Raw genomic sequence first — 18,280 nt, forward strand, 5'->3', positions numbered from 1 at the left:
GGGTAGATTAATTGCGGCGAAGTTCCCTGTGCGGTGAAAATCCTATTTGAACAAAAAAACTATTTGCCCATGGTTTTTCTCATGGAAAAGCCGATGAACAGACAAAAAACTAAACCTATAACCACGGCGGCAATGCCGTGGGGGCCCACACCCTTGGGAGAACTTGCCAGACCGAAATTATGAGCAAATCCAGCACCCACGATCATACCAAGGACAAACACCGCAGCATCCCCGTCTCCCTCTCCAGCCAGGAACAGTTGACGTCCCGGACATCCACCTGCCAGGGCAAAGGCCAGTCCCGCAAGGGTCATGCCGGTAAAATTCCAGATGTGCATGGTGTGGGCAACGGGTTGTCCGATAAACCCCGGATTAAATTGCCCCAGGATCACATTGACAATCAACGCAGAGATGAGCAGCGCCAGAAAACCGGACAGCAGATGCGTCTGCCCAAACAAAATAAGATCTCGCAGCGCCCCCATGGTGCAGAACCGGCTCCTTTGGGCCAGAAAACCGATACCAAGACCGATGGCCAACGCAATTAACAGAGGGGCATGCATGGCGCCGGGTCCTTTAACACTGTAAAATAATACGCCGCTTTTGTCCTGACCATTCACCTGGGGATAAATCAATACCAGTGCAAGCAATCCCAGCATAAGCAGGGGAAGTATCCATCCGGCACCGGCATGGGTGGATTGGGTTCTCCCCAGGTTATATCCGTTTTTTAGAAACAACACGCCAATCCAAATGCCAAAGGCCAGGCCCAGCAGTCCCACAATGGCATTGCCGTCGCCACCGGCCAGACGTAGTATCGCCCGCCATGGACATCCGAGAAATACCAGCGCACCGATCATGGCAAACATTCCCAGAGTAAACCTGACAACAGGCGCAGATCCGCAGCGTGGTTTGAACTCTTTAAAACTATAAGCGGCGATGAGTGATCCCATGATAAAACCGATGATTTCAGGACGAACATACTGAACTACACCGGCACGATGCAAACCCAGGGCACCAGCGATATCGCGTTCAAAACAGGCCACACAGATGCCCATATTGCCGGGATTTCCCAATTTTTGTAAAACCGCAGCCAAAATGCCTATGATAGCACCCACACAGATGATCCCCCATCGGGTGGAAAAAAAATTTTTTGCCATGTTTAACCTCCTTGTATATGAGCTATAACTCGTTTGAATTTAGTGTTTATTTGCACAGATTTTCCAAATAATCCAATTGATAATTATAATTCATAACTGAAAGCAGATATGACATATCTATGGGGGAATATTGCCGTGGGAAGGAGCCGTGAGTCCCAGGATCGCTCTACCAACCCGAATATTTACCGCTGCAATATGGAATCCCTTTACCGATCCCACTGATAGAGAGCCCCCATTAATAATTCTAATGTCGGTTTTTGAGCAAATAGATAATAACGATTTGCACATCAGTGTTCTTATTGATATCAAAGGATTTTATAGAACCCGGCACGCCCACAACAAAGCTTGAAACAATCTTGGGTTTAGCTATTCTTTCTTATAAAAACAATGACTGTGGATATGAAAATGAATCTCTCTCCTAAAAGATACTGAGATAGTAGAAAATTGCATGCCCGTGATTGGCAGGCACTGAGTATCCGGGACGTGGGGGATTTATAGATAAAATGAACTGATCCCTATTCTACAGTGCGTTTTCATTATATCCCTCCCCGGCGGACAGGTTGAATGATTAAATTCAATTTGGTAGGTGGAGGTTTTTTGCGTTTAGTGCGTTAAAAAATAATATTTTCGCTTATAAAATCGAACCTCCCTCCTTATAATTAACTCACTGTGGCAGCCCGTCACGTATGCATTATGACGAAATTTTCCTCGGATAACGCTTAAAGAACAATGCGCCGGACAGTTTGTCGTCAAAGATTGAAAATTTTCACATTGATGTTCCAAGGAGGATAAATTTTTATGGCTGAACATAACACCATTGGCTCGGTTCTGGTGGTCGGCGGAGGGATTGCGGGTATTCAGGCAGCTCTGGATCTTGCAGATTCAGGATATTATGTCCATCTGGTGGAGAAGACCCCTTCCATTGGCGGTGCCATGTCCCAGCTGGACAAGACCTTTCCCACCAATGACTGCTCCATGTGTATCATGTCGCCCAAACTTGTTGAAGTGGGCAGGCATGTCAATGTGGAGTTTCATACCCTTTCACAGGTCAGTGGAATAACGGGAGAGGCCGGAAACTTTGAGATCACCCTGGATCAGGTGCCCCGCTTTATTGACACGGCAAAATGCACAGGGTGCGGTGAGTGTGCCGAGGTCTGCCCTGTTTCTGTTCCAAGTGTTTTTGAGCAGGGGCTGGGCAATCGACAGGCCACGTACAAGCCCTATGCCCAGGCAGTACCCGGGGCCTTTGCCATCACCAAAATGGATCGTTCCCCCTGTACCAATGCCTGTCCCAACAGCGTCAATGCCCATGCCTATGTGGCACTGGCAAGAAAGGGGAAGTATCGGGAGGCTCTGGATGTCATCCTGAGAAATCTTCCTCTGCCCGGAACCATCGGCAGAATTTGTCCCCATCCCTGCGAGGAGGCGTGTCGGCGACAGCAGGTGGATACCCCCGTGTCCATTTGCACCCTGAAGCGCTTTATTGCTGATCAGGTGGATATTACGGAACTTGAGCCCCCGGAAATCATACCCAGACAAGAGCGGGTGGCCATTGTGGGTGCAGGGCCAGCAGGCCTTACGGCTGCAGCCCACCTTGCAAGGGCAGGTATCAAGGTCACCATTTTTGAGGCCCTTCCCGTGGGCGGCGGTATGTTAAAAGTGGGCATCCCCGACTACAGACTTCCTCCCCATGTGCTTGACAAAGAAATTTCGTATATCACCGACGTTCTTGGGGTGGAGGTTCGATACGACACGGCCCTTGGCCGGGACATCACCGTGGAATCCCTGTTTGAGGAAGGGTTTAAATCCGTCTATCTTGCCATGGGGTGTCACAAAGGCATGGCTCTTGGTATACCTGGCGAGGAACTTGACGGGGTCATCTCCGGCGTGACGCTTCTTAAAGAGGTGGCCCTGGGAACCTTTGGAAAACTGTCCGGCAAGGTGGTGATCATCGGGGGAGGGGATGTGGCCATTGATGCGGCTCGCACCGCCCTTAGAGTCGGAGCGGATAAGGTTACGATTCTTTATCGTCGTACCCGGACGGAGATGCCTGCCAGAAACGATGAAATCGAGGACGCCCTGGAAGAGGGGGTGGAGATTCGGTTTCTGGTGGCTCCGGTGGAGGTGGTCAGGGACGAAGAGAGTGGAAAAAGCACGGGCATCCGCTGTATTGAAATGGAGCTGGGGGAACCCGACGCGAGCGGTCGCCGAAGACCCGTTCCCATGGAGGGAAGTGAGTTTGTAATTGACACCGATAGCATTATCCCTGCCATCGGACAAAAGGCCGATCTTACCTGCATTGACACTGAAACCGCTATCTCAATCAACAGCTGGGGCACCATCGAGGTGGATCCCATCACCTTTGAGACCACCAGAAAAGGGGTGTTTGCCGGCGGGGACGTTCAGACCGGTGCATCCATTGCCATCAATGCCGTTGCTGCGGGCAATGAAGCTGCCATCTCCATTTTGCGGTATATTGACGGCAGGGATCTGGCAGCGGACCGTGAACCCGTGGAGTATGCCCAGAAAGCGTTCAACCCCATCCCGGAGCAGATCAAATCCATTGAACGGCAGAACATGGCCAAACTTCCCATGGAAGCGCGCCTTAAAGGCTTTGATGAGGTGGAGATGGGATTCACCGAGGAGCAGGCCCGAAATGAGGCTGATAAATGCCTTGACTGCATGGTGTGCTGCGAATGCTTTGAGTGTGTCAAGGCCTGTGGTGCCGGGGCATTGACCCTTGAGACCCATCTTCAAAAACCCGATGCCACCAAGCGCATCAATGCCGGTGCGGTGATCCTCAGCCCGGGATTTAAGGCCTTTGATCCATCGGGTTTTACCAATTATCAGTATGCGAATCATCCCAACGTGATGACGGCATTGGAGTTTGAACGGCTTCTTTCTGCCTCGGGTCCCACCCAGGGACATCTGGCACGCCTGTCCGACCACAAGGAACCCAAAAAAATCGCCTGGTTCCAGTGTGTGGGCTCCAGGGAGCTGAATCAATGCGACCATAAATACTGCTCTTCGGTGTGCTGCATGTACGCTCTGAAAGAGGCGGTGATCGCCAAGGAGCATTCCGGGGATAGTCTTGAGTGCACCATCTTCTACATGGACATGAGAACCCATGGTAAGGATTTTGAACGCTCGTTGAACAGCGCCGTGGACCAGGGTGTCAGACTGATCCGATCACGGGTGCACAGTGCGGAGAGCATACAGAATTCCGACGACCTTTTGGTCCGGTATGTGGACGATGCCGGGGCCATGGCAACGGAAATTTTTGACATGATCATCCTGTCCGTGGGTCTTGAGATCTCCTCGGAGGTAATGACCCTGGCCCATAATTTGGGTGTCGAACTGACTCCGGGCAATTTTGCCGAAACAGGGAGCTTCACTCCTGTTGAAACCACGCAAAAGGGTATATTTGTCTGCGGTGCCTTCCAGGGTCCCAAGGATATTCCCCAGAGTGTGGTGGATGCCTCGGCCGCCGCTGCCGGGGCAGGCGCTCAGCTGAGCCAGGCCAGGGACACCCTGACCCGGAAACCAGAGGTGGTACCGGAGATCAATGTGACGGGAGAACCCCCGCGCATCGGGGTGTTTATCTGTAAATGCGGTTCCAATATCAACGGGGTTGTGAACGTTCCTGACGTCAGTGCCTACGCCGCCACCCTGCCTTATGTGGCGTATGCAACGGACAATCTCTATACCTGCTCCCAGGATACCCAGGATACCATGACCCGCATTATCAGGGAAAATAACCTGAATCGCATTGTGGTGGCGGCCTGTACCCCCAAAACCCATGAACCGCTGTTCCAGGAGACCCTCATCAATGCAGGGCTCAACAAATATCTCTTTGAGATGACCAATATCCGCAACCACGACTCCTGGGTGCACCGGCACAACCCTGATCTTGCCACCCAGAAAGCCAAGGAGCTGGTGCACATGTCCGTGGCCAAGGTGGCGCTGATGGAGCCTCTCACAGAGTCGGAACTCACCATCAATCCCGTTGCCATGGTGGTGGGGGGCGGATTGTCAGGATTGGCTGCGGCCAAAAATTTTGCCGAGCAGGGATATGTGGTGCATGTGGTGGAGAGGGATGCAAAACTTGGCGGTCAGGCCAACCACCTCTATCGTACCTTTAAAGGGGAGGATATCCAGAAGAAACTGGCCGGTGTGATCAAAGAGATTGAAGAGAACAAAAATATCCATGTCTACCTTGATACCACCCTTGAGGCGGTAAAAGGATTTGTGGGCAGCTTTACCTCCACCCTTGCCTGCCAGGGGGCCCATGAAGAGATTGAACATGGTGTCACTGTTCTTGCCACAGGCGCATTGCCCCTTGAACCCACTGAATATAAGTATGGAACCGATGAGAGGATTATCACAAGCCTGGATCTTGACCGGAAATTCATGGAAAATGATCCCGCCCTTGATACGCTTAAATCAGCGGTATTCATCCAGTGCGTCGGTTCCAGGGAGTCTGACAGACCCTACTGCTCCAGGGTTTGCTGTACCCACTCCATGGACAACGCGCTGGAACTTAAAAGAAGAAATCCCCAGATGTCTGTTTTTGTCCTGTACCGGGATATCAGAACCTATGGAGAACGGGAGTATCTCTTTCAGGAGGCCCGGGAAAAGGGCATCATCTTTATTCGGTACTCAGTGGATGACAAACCTGAAGTCTGCGTGGAGGATGGAAAAATTCTCATCAACCTGACAGAGCCCATTCTTAAGCGTCCCATTCAGATTGAGGCGGATCTTCTGACCCTGGCCACGGCCATTGTTCCCAACAGAGATGAACGCCTTGCCAATTTCTTCAAGGTGCCCATGAACGATGACGGCTTTTTTGTGGAGCGCCATGCCAAACTTGGTCCATCGGAATTTGCCACGGACGGCGTTTTCCTCTGCGGCCTGGCCCATTACCCCAAGCCCATTGATGAAGCCATTGCCCATGGCCAGGCAGCTGCCTCCAGGGCCGTCACCCTTCTGGCACGAGAAAGCATCCATACCAGTGGTAATGTGGCAAAGGTGGACCCGGCCTATTGCAGTTCCTGCGGGGTGTGCGTGGAAATCTGTCCCTATTCCGCACCCAAGGTGGTTGAAGAGGGCAGGTTCCAGGGACAGTCCGAGATCAACCCGGTGCTCTGCAAGGGGTGCGGACTTTGCACGGCCTCCTGCCGGTCCGGGGCGATTCATCTGAATGGATTTGATTTCAATCAACTCTTTGCACAGATATCTGCATTGAATGAGGCGGTATAATCCACATTTCACTTATTTCTGTAAGTGTTAGAATTTATAAAAAATAAAATTGTAATCTCTCACTTGATTTTAATTTGGCTATCAATCGTTTCAGATAGTTATGAGTTGAAGAGCAAGGCGTAGGGTAGAAACAATAAGGAAAATATATATGGCTGGAAATAAAATAAAAATTGTGGCGTTTTTGTGCAATTGGTGCAGTTATGGTGCGGCGGATCTTGCCGGCGTGAGCAGAATGCAGTACTCCGCCGATATTCGAATCATACGGGTGCCGTGCAGCGGAAGGGTGGAACCCAAACTGATCCTCTCCGCATTCAGGGAAGGAGCCGATGGGGTCTGGGTATCAGGGTGTCATCCCGGAGAGTGTCATTATCTGGAGGGAAATTATTATGCCAGGCGAAAATTCGGCCTCATGAAAATGCTGCTGGAGCACATGGGCATTGACAGTGACAGGGTTCATTTCTCATGGATCTCCTCGGCTGAAGCAACCAAGTTCGCCCGGGTGGCCCAGGAAGTGGCCGATGCCGTATCCGTGCTGGGTCCCAATGACAAACTCGTAAAAAAAACCGGCTGAGGGGAGAGACATCAGATGAACACCTATACAAAAGAAATCCGGGAACGCTCCGCAGCCCTTTTAAAGGAGGGGCGGGTGGACATGGTCATCGGTTTTAAAAAGGGAACCCTTCCCATGACAAGCGTGCCCGGGATCGCAAGGACACCCCAGGAAGCAAAGGATTTTGTCTGGGATGCCAACTGCCGGCTTAATCTCACCGGTTATCTCACCAACCAAAAGCAAAAGATCGGAATTATCGCCAAGGGGTGTGATGCCAGAAACATTGTCACCCATATCATGGAGAACAAGATATCAAGGGAACAGCTTTACATCATCGGTGTTCCCTGCACCGGCATGGTGGATAAAGAGAGCATCATGGCGCTGTTTGAGAACGAGATCACCTCTTTCAGTGAAAAGGGAGACTTTTTACAGGTAACCACCGCCACCAGTGATCTCAGCATCGATAAAACAGACTATCTGAGGGACAACTGTCGTACCTGCATGCACCGCAACCCGGTGATCTATGACGAGCTCATCGCAGAACCGGTAACAGAGCTGGCAATTGAGTCTCCCTTCCAGGATGTTGAGGCCATCGAGGCACTGGATACAGCGCAGAAATGGGACCACTTTGATAATCTGCTCAACAACTGCATCCGGTGCTACGCCTGTCGAAACGCCTGCCCGCTCTGCTATTGTCCCGTATGCTTTGTGGACGCATCCCATCCCCAGTGGGTGGGTAAGGGCCAGGATGCCGTGGATGTCAAAACATTTCATTTTCTTCGGGCCTTTCATTGTGCGGGACGATGTACGGACTGCGGTGCCTGTGAGGAGGCCTGTCCCATGAATATCAAGGTGAGGCATTTCACCCGAAAACTTGTGAAGGAATGTGTTGATATTTATGGATGGGAAGCGGGGCTTTCCCTGGATCAGAGGCCGCTGCTGGACACCTTTCGGCCGGATGATCCTGACACATTTATCAAATAATCTGAAAAAATTGTAATTTTTGGCATCCTTTGTTCTCCCGTTTACACCTGTTGGAGCAATAGCCCATTTTTCGGGAATCGTTTTCCCAAAAGTGTAAAGCACTTTTGGGGTGATATAAAGGATGTCTACTTTTTTCATAAGAAACTCCGACCAATAATCTGTAATAATTGGAGTTTCGATATCTGTTGCGGGCAGGCCAGATCCCCAATACGGTCTGCCCGTGGCAGTTATTCGTAAGAATAAAGGGTCGTTTTATATGAAAGTCATACAAATTGATAAAAGAGAGTGGACCCGGGGCATAGATACCGCAAGGGGCCACTATCACCTCTTTGGTTCTGTAACAGAGAACAAGATATCTGTTTTCAAATCCCTTGACAGGGATCTCTATCCTGAAATGTCGTGTACCAATACCACCCTCTCTCCCAAGTCCATCCTCTTTCCCCAGACGGAAAAGCTGTTGACGGCATGTCTCGACGAATCGGTGGAAAATCACCATATCATGCAAAGGGCAACGGCAGATTATTCTCCCCGGGCAGTGATCGGCATACGGCCCTGTGATGCCAGGGCCGTGCAGCTGATGAAGCTCAACTTTGATACCACCGATTACCGGGACCCCTACTGGTGCGATGCCTATGATGCCACCACCTTTGTGGGACTTGCCGTGAACCGGCCGGCCGCTTCGGACTTTTCCACCTCCATGGGAACCGGTCCCTTTGCCGAAGAGGGGCTGGATGTTCTGCTTGTGGATACAGGGGAACATTATCTTGCAAAGGTAGTTACCCCAAAAGGGGAAGACTTTCTGGCAATGGCCGGATTTGACACCATTGGGGATACAGAGGCAGCGCTTAATGTCATTGAATCCATGAAAAAAGAGGCCGAGGCCGCCATCACCATAAAAGTCGATACAGACAGACTTGCCGGCAAGGATCTTTTGGCACTTCACGCGGCTCCCTTCTGGGAGGATCTCTCGTTTACCTGTCTCAACTGCGGTACTTGTACCTTTTTGTGCCCCACCTGCTGGTGTTTTGACATCCAGGACGAGACAAGGGACAAGACCGCCTCCCGATTTCGCAACTGGGATACCTGCATGGCGCCGCTGTTCACCCAGCATGGTTCCGGTCACAACCCCCGGGCCGAAAAAAAACAGCGGGTTCGCCAGCGGTTTATGCATAAGTTCAAATACTTTGTGGATAAATTTGACCATGGAACCATGTGTGTGGGTTGTGGAAGATGTGTGGAAAAATGTCCGGTTAGCATTGATATCCGCACTGTCTGCAATCGCATGAACGCGTATGAGCCGCAAAAACAGAATGCATGAATCGCATCTGCACTGGGCTCACTCTATTTTCAGCATACGACATGATGTGGTTTGTCTGTCAAAATAATTACCACATATTATATATTTTTTACAATTTTAAATGATGGGAGCCCAGTATCAACGCATCAATTATGCCAATATTTGGAGGAACAATGGATAATCCATATATGCCCTATCCGGTACGTATCGATGATATAGAGACGGCAACGGAGGATAGATCCCTGAAAACATTCCGGTTTGTCTTTCTTAACAAAGAAGATGAAGAAAAATTCTCCTTTCGGGCGGGCCAGTTTGCCGAGCTGTCGATTCCGGGGAAGGGAGAAATCCCCATTGGCATCGCCTCTTCTCCCACAGAAAAGGGCTTTGTCAAGTTCACCGTGTTCAGAACGGGTGTTGTCACCTCCCACCTTCACAACATGAAGAAGGGGGATATCATGGGCATCAGGGGTCCCTTGGGCAATAGTTATCCCTGGGAACAGCTTGAGGGAAAAAATCTTGTGATCATTGGGGGCGGGTTCGCCTTTACCACACTTCGATCCTCAATTGTCTTTATGCTTGATCCCGAAAATCGATCAAAATTTGGAAAAATCGACGTGGTGTACGGTGCAAGATCACCGGGCATGCTGCTCTACCGGGACGAACTCTTTGCATGGGAGAAGAGAGATGACATTAATATGCACATAACCGTTGACGGTACAGAGGACCCGGATTGGAAATATAACGTAGGATTTGTTCCCAGTATTGTAGGCGAAAAAGCGCCCAAAGCCGATGATATGACCTATTGTATTGTGTGCGGCCCTCCCATAATGATCAAGTTCACCCAGCCAGCCTTAACAGAGCTTGGGTATACCGAAGATCAGATTATCATGTCCCTGGAGAACCGGATGAAGTGCGGTATCGGCATGTGCGGACACTGCAACATCGGCAAGGAACTTGTCTGTAAGGATGGTCCTGTTTTTTCTTTAAAAGAGTTGAATAAAACACCCAGAGAGTATTAGCAAAGAGGGGGTATGGACGTGCGTAAGGAAGCGGTTTCCTGTTTTGATACAAGGCGTATTTTTGCTTGACAGAGATATTCGTTTCGGCTATCTATATCCCAAAATTGCAATCGAAATTGCATTGATTTAAAAAAGTCAGATTACTATAATAATAAAGCCAGGAAGGCCAGATGTAAGAAATTATATCCGGGATTCCTGGCTTTTTTTATTTGGCGTTGCAAAAATGAGCCGGAAGAAAAACAAGTTTATTCATAACGATCATGGCAGAAGCATTTGCCTTAAGGGAATATATATAATTACAAATAACTAAAAAACAGTAAAGAACTGGAAGACAGCAGTGAATCCGACCAAAGACGTCTGCTGTCTTCCAGGGGTCGTGCGCTGGATATCCAGTGAACGAGCACCTTCCTGATAACACCATTGCAAAATTGTGTCAATTATCATGGTGTCTTCCCCCAAACGAACGCATTAAAATCAGGTAGTTAAAAAATAAACTTGTACGTTCTCAATAACCCGGGGAGCTAAAGCCAGCTTTCCCTTTAAATGTCGCTTGCTATTCAAAAGGGTGTAAGTTCTCAATAAGTCCGGGCATTCAGAGAATTCTTTTGAATGGCACCCGGCGTTTAAAGGCTCAACAGGCTTTATAACCCCGGGTTATTGAGAACTTACAAAAGGGTTTCCTGAGTACCCGGAATTATTGAGAATTTACATAAAATTTTTGAGAAGGCCCGAAATTTCAAATTCCTTCTCCGTAATTGATTGAAACTTGATTTTTCATGCGTTTGACCGATCTATTGCCCACAATCAAAGAGGTTTACCATGACAGAAAACAAGAAAGTGAACATAGTATCCATTATGTGGGGATCGTACCTGCCTGCATTTATCAAAGCGGCTGCAGAAAGCCGACACCTGGAGCTGACAATCTTTTCACACAAGGAAATTGTGAATGACTCCGATGTGCTTGAGGCTTTTTTCCGTGCGGCAAAAACGGCGGATGCAGTGCTTTTCTACTGGACCTATGACGCCTTTTACGAAGAGATCAAGGCAAGAATGGAGGAGATTAATAAAAATGCGGTTATCGTGACCATCTCCTATGATCCGGTTAACTGGGGGATTATTTCCACGGTTTCTCCGTCGGACTGTGCCACAGCCTATGGATATATGGCCGAAGGGGGGGTAGAAAACTATCAACGTCTTATGGAGTATACCGCCCATTTCTTGCAATCTGACATTGAAGTTAGAAAACCCGTTCCCATGCCCTGGCAGGGTATTTTGCTGCCCCCTGATCTGCAGGTGTATGAAACCGTTGAAGATTATACGGCGGTCCACCCCTTTGATAATGGCGGCACCGTGGGAATTCTCTTTTCCCGGCACAGCTTTACCAATGGGGATGCCTCCCTGGAAGAGGCATTTATCAATGCGTTCCAGGACAGAGGCGTGAATGTGCTGCCGGTTTTTTGTAATGGCACACCAGACCTGGAGGCCGGTTCCCTGGGCCCTGTAAAAACGGCTGAAACCTATTTTTTTGACCAGGAGGGCAATCCCCTTATCCATGCATTGATCAATCTGCACTTTTTTTTTCTGGGCCGTGAAAACAGCGATGATGTGAGCCAAACCGGGGTGGCTACCCAGAGCGTGGACCTGTTTAAAAAACTCAATGTCCCCGTCTTTAAACCCCTTATCTCCTATTCCAAAACCGTGGAGGAGTGGCAAGAAGATCCCCAGGGACTGACGGAAGAGGTCTGTTTTGGCATTGCCATGCCGGAATTTGAAGGCAATATCGAGCCTGTCATGGTGGCGGCCAGCCGTAAGGTGGTGGATGAAAAGACCGATACCTCCTTTGAAATCCGGGAGGTCATACCCGAGCGGGTTCATTACCTGGCGGACCGGGTAAAAAATTTTATTGAACTTGGCAGAAAAAAACCGGAAGAGAGAAGGGTGGTCTTTGTCTTTCATAAGAATGAGTGTGCAGGACTCGAGGCCAATATCGGAGGGGCTGCAGGGCTTGACTCCGGCGAAAGTGTGGTCAGGATCATGAAGGAGATGGCTGCCAGGGGATATTTATTAAAGGATATTCCGGAGTCGGGGGAGGCATTGATGCAGATGATTCTGGACCGAAAGGCCATTGCTGAGTTTCGCTGGACAACAGTGGATGAGATCATCAGCAAAAACGGCCATCTGGCCTTGCTGGACAATGAGATCTATCAACAGTGGTTTGATGAACTTCCCCAGAAAGCACAGGATGAGATGATTAAAGGGTGGGGACTTCCGCCGGGGGAGGAGATGAACGGTGTACCTCCTAGCATGGTCCATGGGGGAAAACTTGTGATCACAGGACTGAATTTTGGCAATGTCAATGTGATGATGCAGCCCAAAAGAGGGTGCGCCGGGGCCAGGTGCGACGGTCAGGTGTGCAAGATTCTCCATGATCCGGATATTCCCCCGCCCCATCAATACATTGCCACCTACATGTACATGGAAAAGATATTCAAGGCGGATGTGGTCATCCATGTGGGTACCCATGGAAACCTGGAGTGGCTTCCCGGCAAAGGCGCAGGCCTGTCAGGTGCCTGCTGGCCGGAGATTTCCATTGGTCGCTTGCCTCACCTCTATATCTATAATTCCGATAATCCGGCGGAGGGGGTGGTGGCCAAGCGTCGCAGCTATGCGGTTACCGTAAATCATCTCCAGGCCATGCTCACCGTTGCCGATACCTATGAGGGGTTGAAAGACCTGGAAGACCTGCTGAATCAATATCATCAGGCCAAGGACAGGGACCCGGCAAGGGCCCATCAACTCCAACATCTGATTCAGGAATCCATTGAGATCAACAACCTTAAAAAAGAGGTGGAAGCCGTTGCACCCAAAGATTTCGGTGCGTTGGTGGCGCGTTGCCACGAGCTGATCTCATCGGTGAAAAACAGTCAGACCCAGGTGGGTATGCATACCTTTGGCCAAATTCCCGAAGGAGATGAATCTGCCGAATATATCAACACGATTTTAAGATTTGACACCAACAATCCTTTAAACAGTCGAAGGATGGTTTTTGATCTTCTGGACGAAGACATTTTCCATGCCCTGGCGCATCCCGGGGAATATGGAAAGTGCGGCAGGCCCTATTCGGATCTTTTATTTGATGCGGACCGAAAATCCAAGAAGATGATTAACCGGATATTGGCCGGGGAGGAGGCCGAGGTCATCCTGATCAGCGAATTCGGCCACCTGCCGGAGCCGGATCTCTTTAAACGATTCCGGGAATTTGCAGATTTTGTGGAGAATGTGGGGGGCCGTATCCGTGATTCAAAGGAGATTGATTCCCTCCTTAATGCCATGGCAGGGGGGCATGTGCCTGCCGGTCCCTCGGGCTTTATCTCCAGGGGACGGTACGATATCCTGCCCACCGGCCGGAATATGTACAATGTGGATCCCACCCGCATTCCCACAAAGGCGGCCTGGCTGGTGGGTGTCAAGCTTGCCGAGGCTTTGCTGGAACGCTACCAAAAGGAGGAGGGAACCTTTCCCCAGTCCGTGGGTATGGTGTGGTTTGCATCGGACATCATGCGCTCCGACGGAGAACAGATTTGTCAAATTCTGCATCTTTTGGGGGTACGGCCCAAATGGAAGGCCAATGGCCAGGTGGACGGGTTTGACATTATCCCCATTGAGGCGCTGGGTCGCCCGCGCATCGATGTCAATATCCGGGTGTCGGGCATTACCCGGGACTGCTTTCCCGATGCGGTGAGGTATGTGGATGAGGCGGTGTGTGCCGTGGCATTGCTTGATGAGGAAAAAAAGAGCAATTTCATCAGAAAGCATATCTTGGAACAGGCGGCTCGCAAGGGGCTTGATCCTGCCAATAAGGACGAATTCAGACGACTCTCCTTCAGGGTTTTCTGTGCCCAGCCCGGTGTCTACAGGGCCGGGGTCAATCTGGCGGTGTATGCCTCTGCCTGGAAAACCGAGCAGGATCTGGCAGATGTCTATCTCTTCTGGAACGGGTATGCCTATGGGGCCGGGAAAGATGCCTTTGGGGTAAAAGCCCATCCGGAACTTGTGGAAAACCTTAAACAGGTACAGGTCACCTTTGACAAACATATTTCCGATGAAACCGATTTTCTGAAATGTTGCGGTTTTTACAGCAATTATGGCGGTATGACCGTTGCCGCCAAGGCCATTTCAGGAAAAAAACCCAAAACCTATTACGGAGATACCCGTGATCCGGCCAATGTGTCGGTGACGGGCTTTGCCGACGAACTTCGCCGGGTGGTTCGCGCCAAGCTTTTAAATCCCAAATATATTGAGGGCATGAAACAGCACGGATACAAAGGTGCCGGTGATCTGAACAAGCGCATCGGCCGGGTGTACGGATTCGGAGCCACCACCGGAGAGGTGGATAACTGGATTTTCGATGAAATCGCCAAAACCTTTATGCTGGATCCTGAAATGAAGGAATGGTTTGAAAAGGTGAATCCCTGGGCCATGGAAGAGATCGGCCGCCGCCTGCTTGAAGCCCAAAGCCGTGAAATATGGGCACCTGATCCCGAACTTTTAGAGCAGCTCCAGGAGGCCTATCTGGATACGGAAGCCTGCCTGGAAGATCGCATGGGTGATGTCACAGGCGATTTCCAGGGAGGGGCCGTGGATATTATGACCACAGAGGAGGTGCAATCCTGGAGTGAAAAGATGAAGGGTATAAAGAAAATCATACAGGAGGCAATTTGAGATGCCGGCTCATTCACCGGATGATGATGGTTGTATCCGGGCGTTCCTTTTCTCCCGTGGAAAATTGTGTCGTTGTGGTCGGAGTGGGTTTGTTCCCCAAAAGGTGAAACAGATGAATATGATGAATTCAGGCCTCTTTCAATACTTTTTCATACTTTGGGGGGCCATTTCCAATTGTCAGAATTTTCTTCAACAAAAGTGCAGCCCATTTTGGGGAACATATGAAAGACAGCTGAATTTCGGGGGTTTTATTTTTTTTGTATCGGTATTATCTGTCATGGCCTGGGAGTACACAGGGTATTGTGCAGAAAATCGTCAAATTGTGGGAGAAGATGATTTTGGCAGAAAAATCGTTCTGGAAAAGCCCCCGGAACGCATTGTGCTTTTGTCCGGAACTCCCGTTGATCTCATTTATGAGCTGGGCGCAGGCGACCGGCTGGTGGGCGTGGTGGACACCATCGCCACCTCCTATCCTGAAACCTGTCGACGATACCCGTCCATTCTTGAAAAAGAGGGGGTGGGACGGTTCAGTGCCCCCAATTTTGAAAAAATTGTCTCCCTTGCACCGGATCTGATCATCCCCTTTGCGTCGTCGGAAAGCCCCGGAAAATATACCACTGTGTTTGAAAAAAGGGGCCTGCCCTACGCCGCCTTTGTTTCCGTTGAAAATGTGGCATTCGGCATTGAGCAGATAAAACGGATGGGAAGCGTTCTGGGCAAAGAAAAGGAGGGGGAAGCCCTGGCTCATAAAATCAGAACCGAGGTGGACACCTTAAGCAAAAAAATTGCTTCACGGATTAAAGACAGGCCGGTGGTCTACTATTGGTGGGGTACCCGTAACGGCACCTATGGTGCAAGAACCGCCATCAACGAACTCATCGAGCTTGCCGGAGGTGTCAATCTGGCAGGACAGTTTGATGTGCAACACATGGAGCTTTCCCCTGAATATGTCATTGCCAGTGACCCCGATGTCATCGTGATCTCCTATTGGAAAGAAAGCCAGAGGGCTGAGCGCATGGCAACCTTGAAAAAAAGGCCTGGGTTCAGCGGGGTTAAGGCGGTGAAAAATAACCGGGTCTATACCATAGAGGGACACTCCTTTCATACCACGATCCGGTTTGCAGAGGTGATCCAGACCCTTGCCGAATTTATCCATCCCGGAGTGCTTGGGGATTCAGATTTTCCCGGAACCTCCGGCCATTCAGATCATACCGGAGCAGTTGACATTTCGGAAGATGACGTCTCCGAACATCCGGTACAGCTTCGGGTTTCAGGTTGTTCAGGAGGCCTCAGACCATGAAGCATGGAAATTGGTTTTTGATAATGGGCTTTCTTGGAACGGGACTTCTGGTTGCAGCATGCCTGGCGGTGATGATCGGGCCTGTGGTAATCAAACCGCTTTTGGTGGTTAAAATATGGCTCCATCAGTTCACCGGCACTCTTATTGAAAAGGACTGGGGTAGAATTCCGGAGGTGATTGTTCTGGATATCAGAACCCCCAGGGTGGTGCTTTCCATCCTTGTGGGAATGGGACTGGCCGTGGCCGGGTCCGCCATGCAGGGACTTTTCCGAAATCCCATGGCAGAACCCTATGTTTTGGGGATGTCTTCGGGTGCTGCCGTGGGGGCCTGTCTTGCCATTGTGTTGGGACTGGGACGGGTGTTTGGTCCTTTTGCCATACCGGTTTTGGCTTTTACAGGGGCCACTGCCACCATCTTTGTCGTATATAACATTGCCCGCACCGGAAACAGGGTGCCTACGGAAACATTGCTGCTGGCCGGCATTGCCGTGGGGCTTTTCCTCTATGCCGTGGTCTCATTTCTTAAAATCACCGCTTCCATGGAAAATCTGCAAAATGTGGTGTTATGGCTCATGGGTTCCTTTGCCATGGCCACCTGGATGGATGTTAAAATTGTTATTGTGCCCCTTTTGGGTGGCATAGGTGTGTTGTGCTTCATGGTCCGGGAGCTGGATATCCTTCAATTCGGTGAGGAGACGGCGGTTCATCTGGGTATGAATGTGGAGACGGTGAAGCGGATACTGCTCATCGCTTCCGCACTGGTTACCGGTGCGGCGGTTTCTGTTTCCGGCATCATCGGGTTTGTGGGCCTCATTGTGCCCCACATGGTGAGGATGGCCATTGGAAGTCGCCACCGGATTCTATTGCCGGCCTCGGCCCTGTGCGGGGCCATTTTTCTGGTCTGTTGCGATACCCTTTCAAGGGTTGTTTCCCAACCGTCCGAGATCCCCATCGGCATTATTACCGCTGCCATTGGGGCACCCTATTTTGTTTATCTGCTCAAGCGAAGAAAAAATGCAGTTAATTGGTGGTGACAATATGCTCAAACTTTTAAACATATCAGCCTCATACCAGGACATTCCCATCCTTGAGAATGTCTGTCTTAACATTAACCCAAAATTGTTTTACGGGATTATCGGACCCAACGGTGCCGGTAAAACAACCCTTCTTAAACTCATGACCGGCATCAAAATCCCTGATGCAGGGGAGGTGTGGCTGGCCGGTAAAGAGATTAGGCATTTTGCCAAAAAAGAGGTGGCCAGGATCATGGCAGTGGTTCCCCAGAGTTCGTTTGTGCCGCCGCTGTTCAGCGTGGAAGATGTGGTTTCCATGGGCCGTTATCCCTTTCAACAGTTTAGGTTTTCAGACAGTGATGCGGACAAGCGCTGTGTGGAGGAGGCCATGGAAAAAACCGGGATACAGGGCTTGCGTCACCGACGCATCAATGAACTCAGCGGGGGGCAGCGCCAGGAAGTGATCATTACCAGGGCTCTTGCCCAGACCCCGCAACTTCTCATGCTGGACGAACCCACGGCGAATCTGGATATCAAACACCAGATGAAAATCCTTCATCTCACCACCGCCCTGGTAAGGGACGAGGGAATGGCAGCAGTTATGGTCATCCATGATTTGAATCTGGCGGCACGGTTCTGTGACCGGTTGGTTCTGCTTCATGACAAGAAAATTCTCACCATGGGTCCCCCTGAAACGGTTTTGACCCCGGCCCATTTAAAGATCGCCTATGGAGTGGATACCGCCGTCATGGAAAATCCCCTGACCCGGTCCCTGGAGGTCACCGTGCTGGATGAAAAGGTTCCTGTGCACGAATCGGTTAAACAATGTGTAAATTATTAATGGCCATGACCAAAGTCTGCCCCCCTTCCATGATGTTAATATACCCCACATGGCAGAAAATCATGCCCCAACGAATAATGGGTCGTAGACGCGGGGCCAAATGGCAATATGCCGCCGCCCCCCCGACGGGCAATGGTCCCGGAC

The 18,280-nt window shown here is 50.3% G+C and carries 10 protein-coding genes; 9 read left to right on the plus strand and 1 reads right to left on the minus strand.

Annotated elements, in window-relative coordinates; all coding sequences use genetic code 11:
- Window positions 1–59 precede the first annotated feature (59 nt).
- A complete protein-coding gene (yedE, locus tag ACYQ2M_RS19970) occupies window positions 60–1,151 on the minus strand; it encodes a YedE family putative selenium transporter (RefSeq protein WP_459918144.1) in 1,092 nt (363 codons plus the stop codon).
- Between the two features lie 798 nt (window positions 1,152–1,949).
- Between yedE and ACYQ2M_RS19975 the strand changes: the two genes are divergently transcribed.
- The 9 genes from ACYQ2M_RS19975 to ACYQ2M_RS20015 all read left to right on the plus strand — a co-directional run bounded on the left by ACYQ2M_RS19975 (window position 1,950) and on the right by ACYQ2M_RS20015 (window position 18,136).
- Complete coding sequence (locus ACYQ2M_RS19975; RefSeq protein ID WP_459918145.1) at window positions 1,950–6,410, plus strand: FAD-dependent oxidoreductase; 4,461 nt, start codon at window positions 1,950–1,952, stop codon at window positions 6,408–6,410.
- Window positions 6,411–6,558: 148 nt separating this feature from the next.
- Window positions 6,559–6,981, plus strand: coding sequence for a hydrogenase iron-sulfur subunit (locus tag ACYQ2M_RS19980; protein ID WP_459918146.1), 423 nt, complete (start codon window positions 6,559–6,561; stop codon window positions 6,979–6,981).
- 15 nt (window positions 6,982–6,996) lie between these two features.
- Entirely contained in the window at window positions 6,997–7,944 is a 948-nt protein-coding gene (locus ACYQ2M_RS19985; protein WP_459918147.1) for a 4Fe-4S ferredoxin, read from the plus strand.
- 256 nt (window positions 7,945–8,200) lie between these two features.
- On the plus strand, window positions 8,201–9,262 hold the full coding sequence (locus ACYQ2M_RS19990) for a 4Fe-4S dicluster domain-containing protein (RefSeq protein WP_459918148.1): 1,062 nt from the start codon (window positions 8,201–8,203) through the stop codon (window positions 9,260–9,262).
- 152 nt (window positions 9,263–9,414) lie between these two features.
- A complete protein-coding gene (locus ACYQ2M_RS19995) occupies window positions 9,415–10,260 on the plus strand; it encodes an FAD/NAD(P)-binding protein (protein WP_459918149.1) in 846 nt (281 codons plus the stop codon).
- 819 nt (window positions 10,261–11,079) lie between these two features.
- Entirely contained in the window at window positions 11,080–14,982 is a 3,903-nt protein-coding gene (gene cobN, locus ACYQ2M_RS20000; protein ID WP_459918150.1) for a cobaltochelatase subunit CobN, read from the plus strand.
- 277 nt (window positions 14,983–15,259) lie between these two features.
- Window positions 15,260–16,282 carry an ABC transporter substrate-binding protein gene (locus ACYQ2M_RS20005; RefSeq protein WP_459918151.1) on the plus strand — a complete coding sequence of 341 codons (1,023 nt, stop codon included), beginning with the start codon at window positions 15,260–15,262 and terminating at the stop codon, window positions 16,280–16,282.
- On the plus strand, window positions 16,279–17,316 hold the full coding sequence (locus ACYQ2M_RS20010) for a FecCD family ABC transporter permease (RefSeq protein WP_459918152.1): 1,038 nt from the start codon (window positions 16,279–16,281) through the stop codon (window positions 17,314–17,316). The genes ACYQ2M_RS20005 and ACYQ2M_RS20010 overlap by 4 nt, the downstream gene beginning before the upstream one ends.
- Window positions 17,317–17,320: 4 nt before the next feature.
- The gene (locus ACYQ2M_RS20015) at window positions 17,321–18,136 is read left to right on the plus strand and encodes an ABC transporter ATP-binding protein (RefSeq protein ID WP_459918153.1); all 816 of its coding nucleotides are present in this window, start codon (window positions 17,321–17,323) and stop codon (window positions 18,134–18,136) included.
- Window positions 18,137–18,280 lie beyond the last annotated feature (144 nt).

This window comes from Desulfocicer niacini (assembly GCF_054657595.1).

What these genes read in the sequence shown, in the direction of transcription:
- yedE (WP_459918144.1), bottom strand. Translation starts at nt 1,151, where the DNA reads ATGGCAAAAAATTTTTTTTCCACCCGATGGGGGATCATCTGTGTGGGT.
- ACYQ2M_RS19975 (WP_459918145.1), top strand. Translation starts at nt 1,950, where the DNA reads ATGGCTGAACATAACACCATTGGCTCGGTTCTGGTGGTCGGCGGAGGG.
- ACYQ2M_RS19980 (WP_459918146.1), top strand. Translation starts at nt 6,559, where the DNA reads ATGGCTGGAAATAAAATAAAAATTGTGGCGTTTTTGTGCAATTGGTGC.
- ACYQ2M_RS19985 (WP_459918147.1), top strand. Translation starts at nt 6,997, where the DNA reads ATGAACACCTATACAAAAGAAATCCGGGAACGCTCCGCAGCCCTTTTA.
- ACYQ2M_RS19990 (WP_459918148.1), top strand. Translation starts at nt 8,201, where the DNA reads ATGAAAGTCATACAAATTGATAAAAGAGAGTGGACCCGGGGCATAGAT.
- ACYQ2M_RS19995 (WP_459918149.1), top strand. Translation starts at nt 9,415, where the DNA reads ATGGATAATCCATATATGCCCTATCCGGTACGTATCGATGATATAGAG.
- cobN (WP_459918150.1), top strand. Translation starts at nt 11,080, where the DNA reads ATGACAGAAAACAAGAAAGTGAACATAGTATCCATTATGTGGGGATCG.
- ACYQ2M_RS20005 (WP_459918151.1), top strand. Translation starts at nt 15,260, where the DNA reads ATGGCCTGGGAGTACACAGGGTATTGTGCAGAAAATCGTCAAATTGTG.
- ACYQ2M_RS20010 (WP_459918152.1), top strand. Translation starts at nt 16,279, where the DNA reads ATGAAGCATGGAAATTGGTTTTTGATAATGGGCTTTCTTGGAACGGGA.
- ACYQ2M_RS20015 (WP_459918153.1), top strand. Translation starts at nt 17,321, where the DNA reads ATGCTCAAACTTTTAAACATATCAGCCTCATACCAGGACATTCCCATC.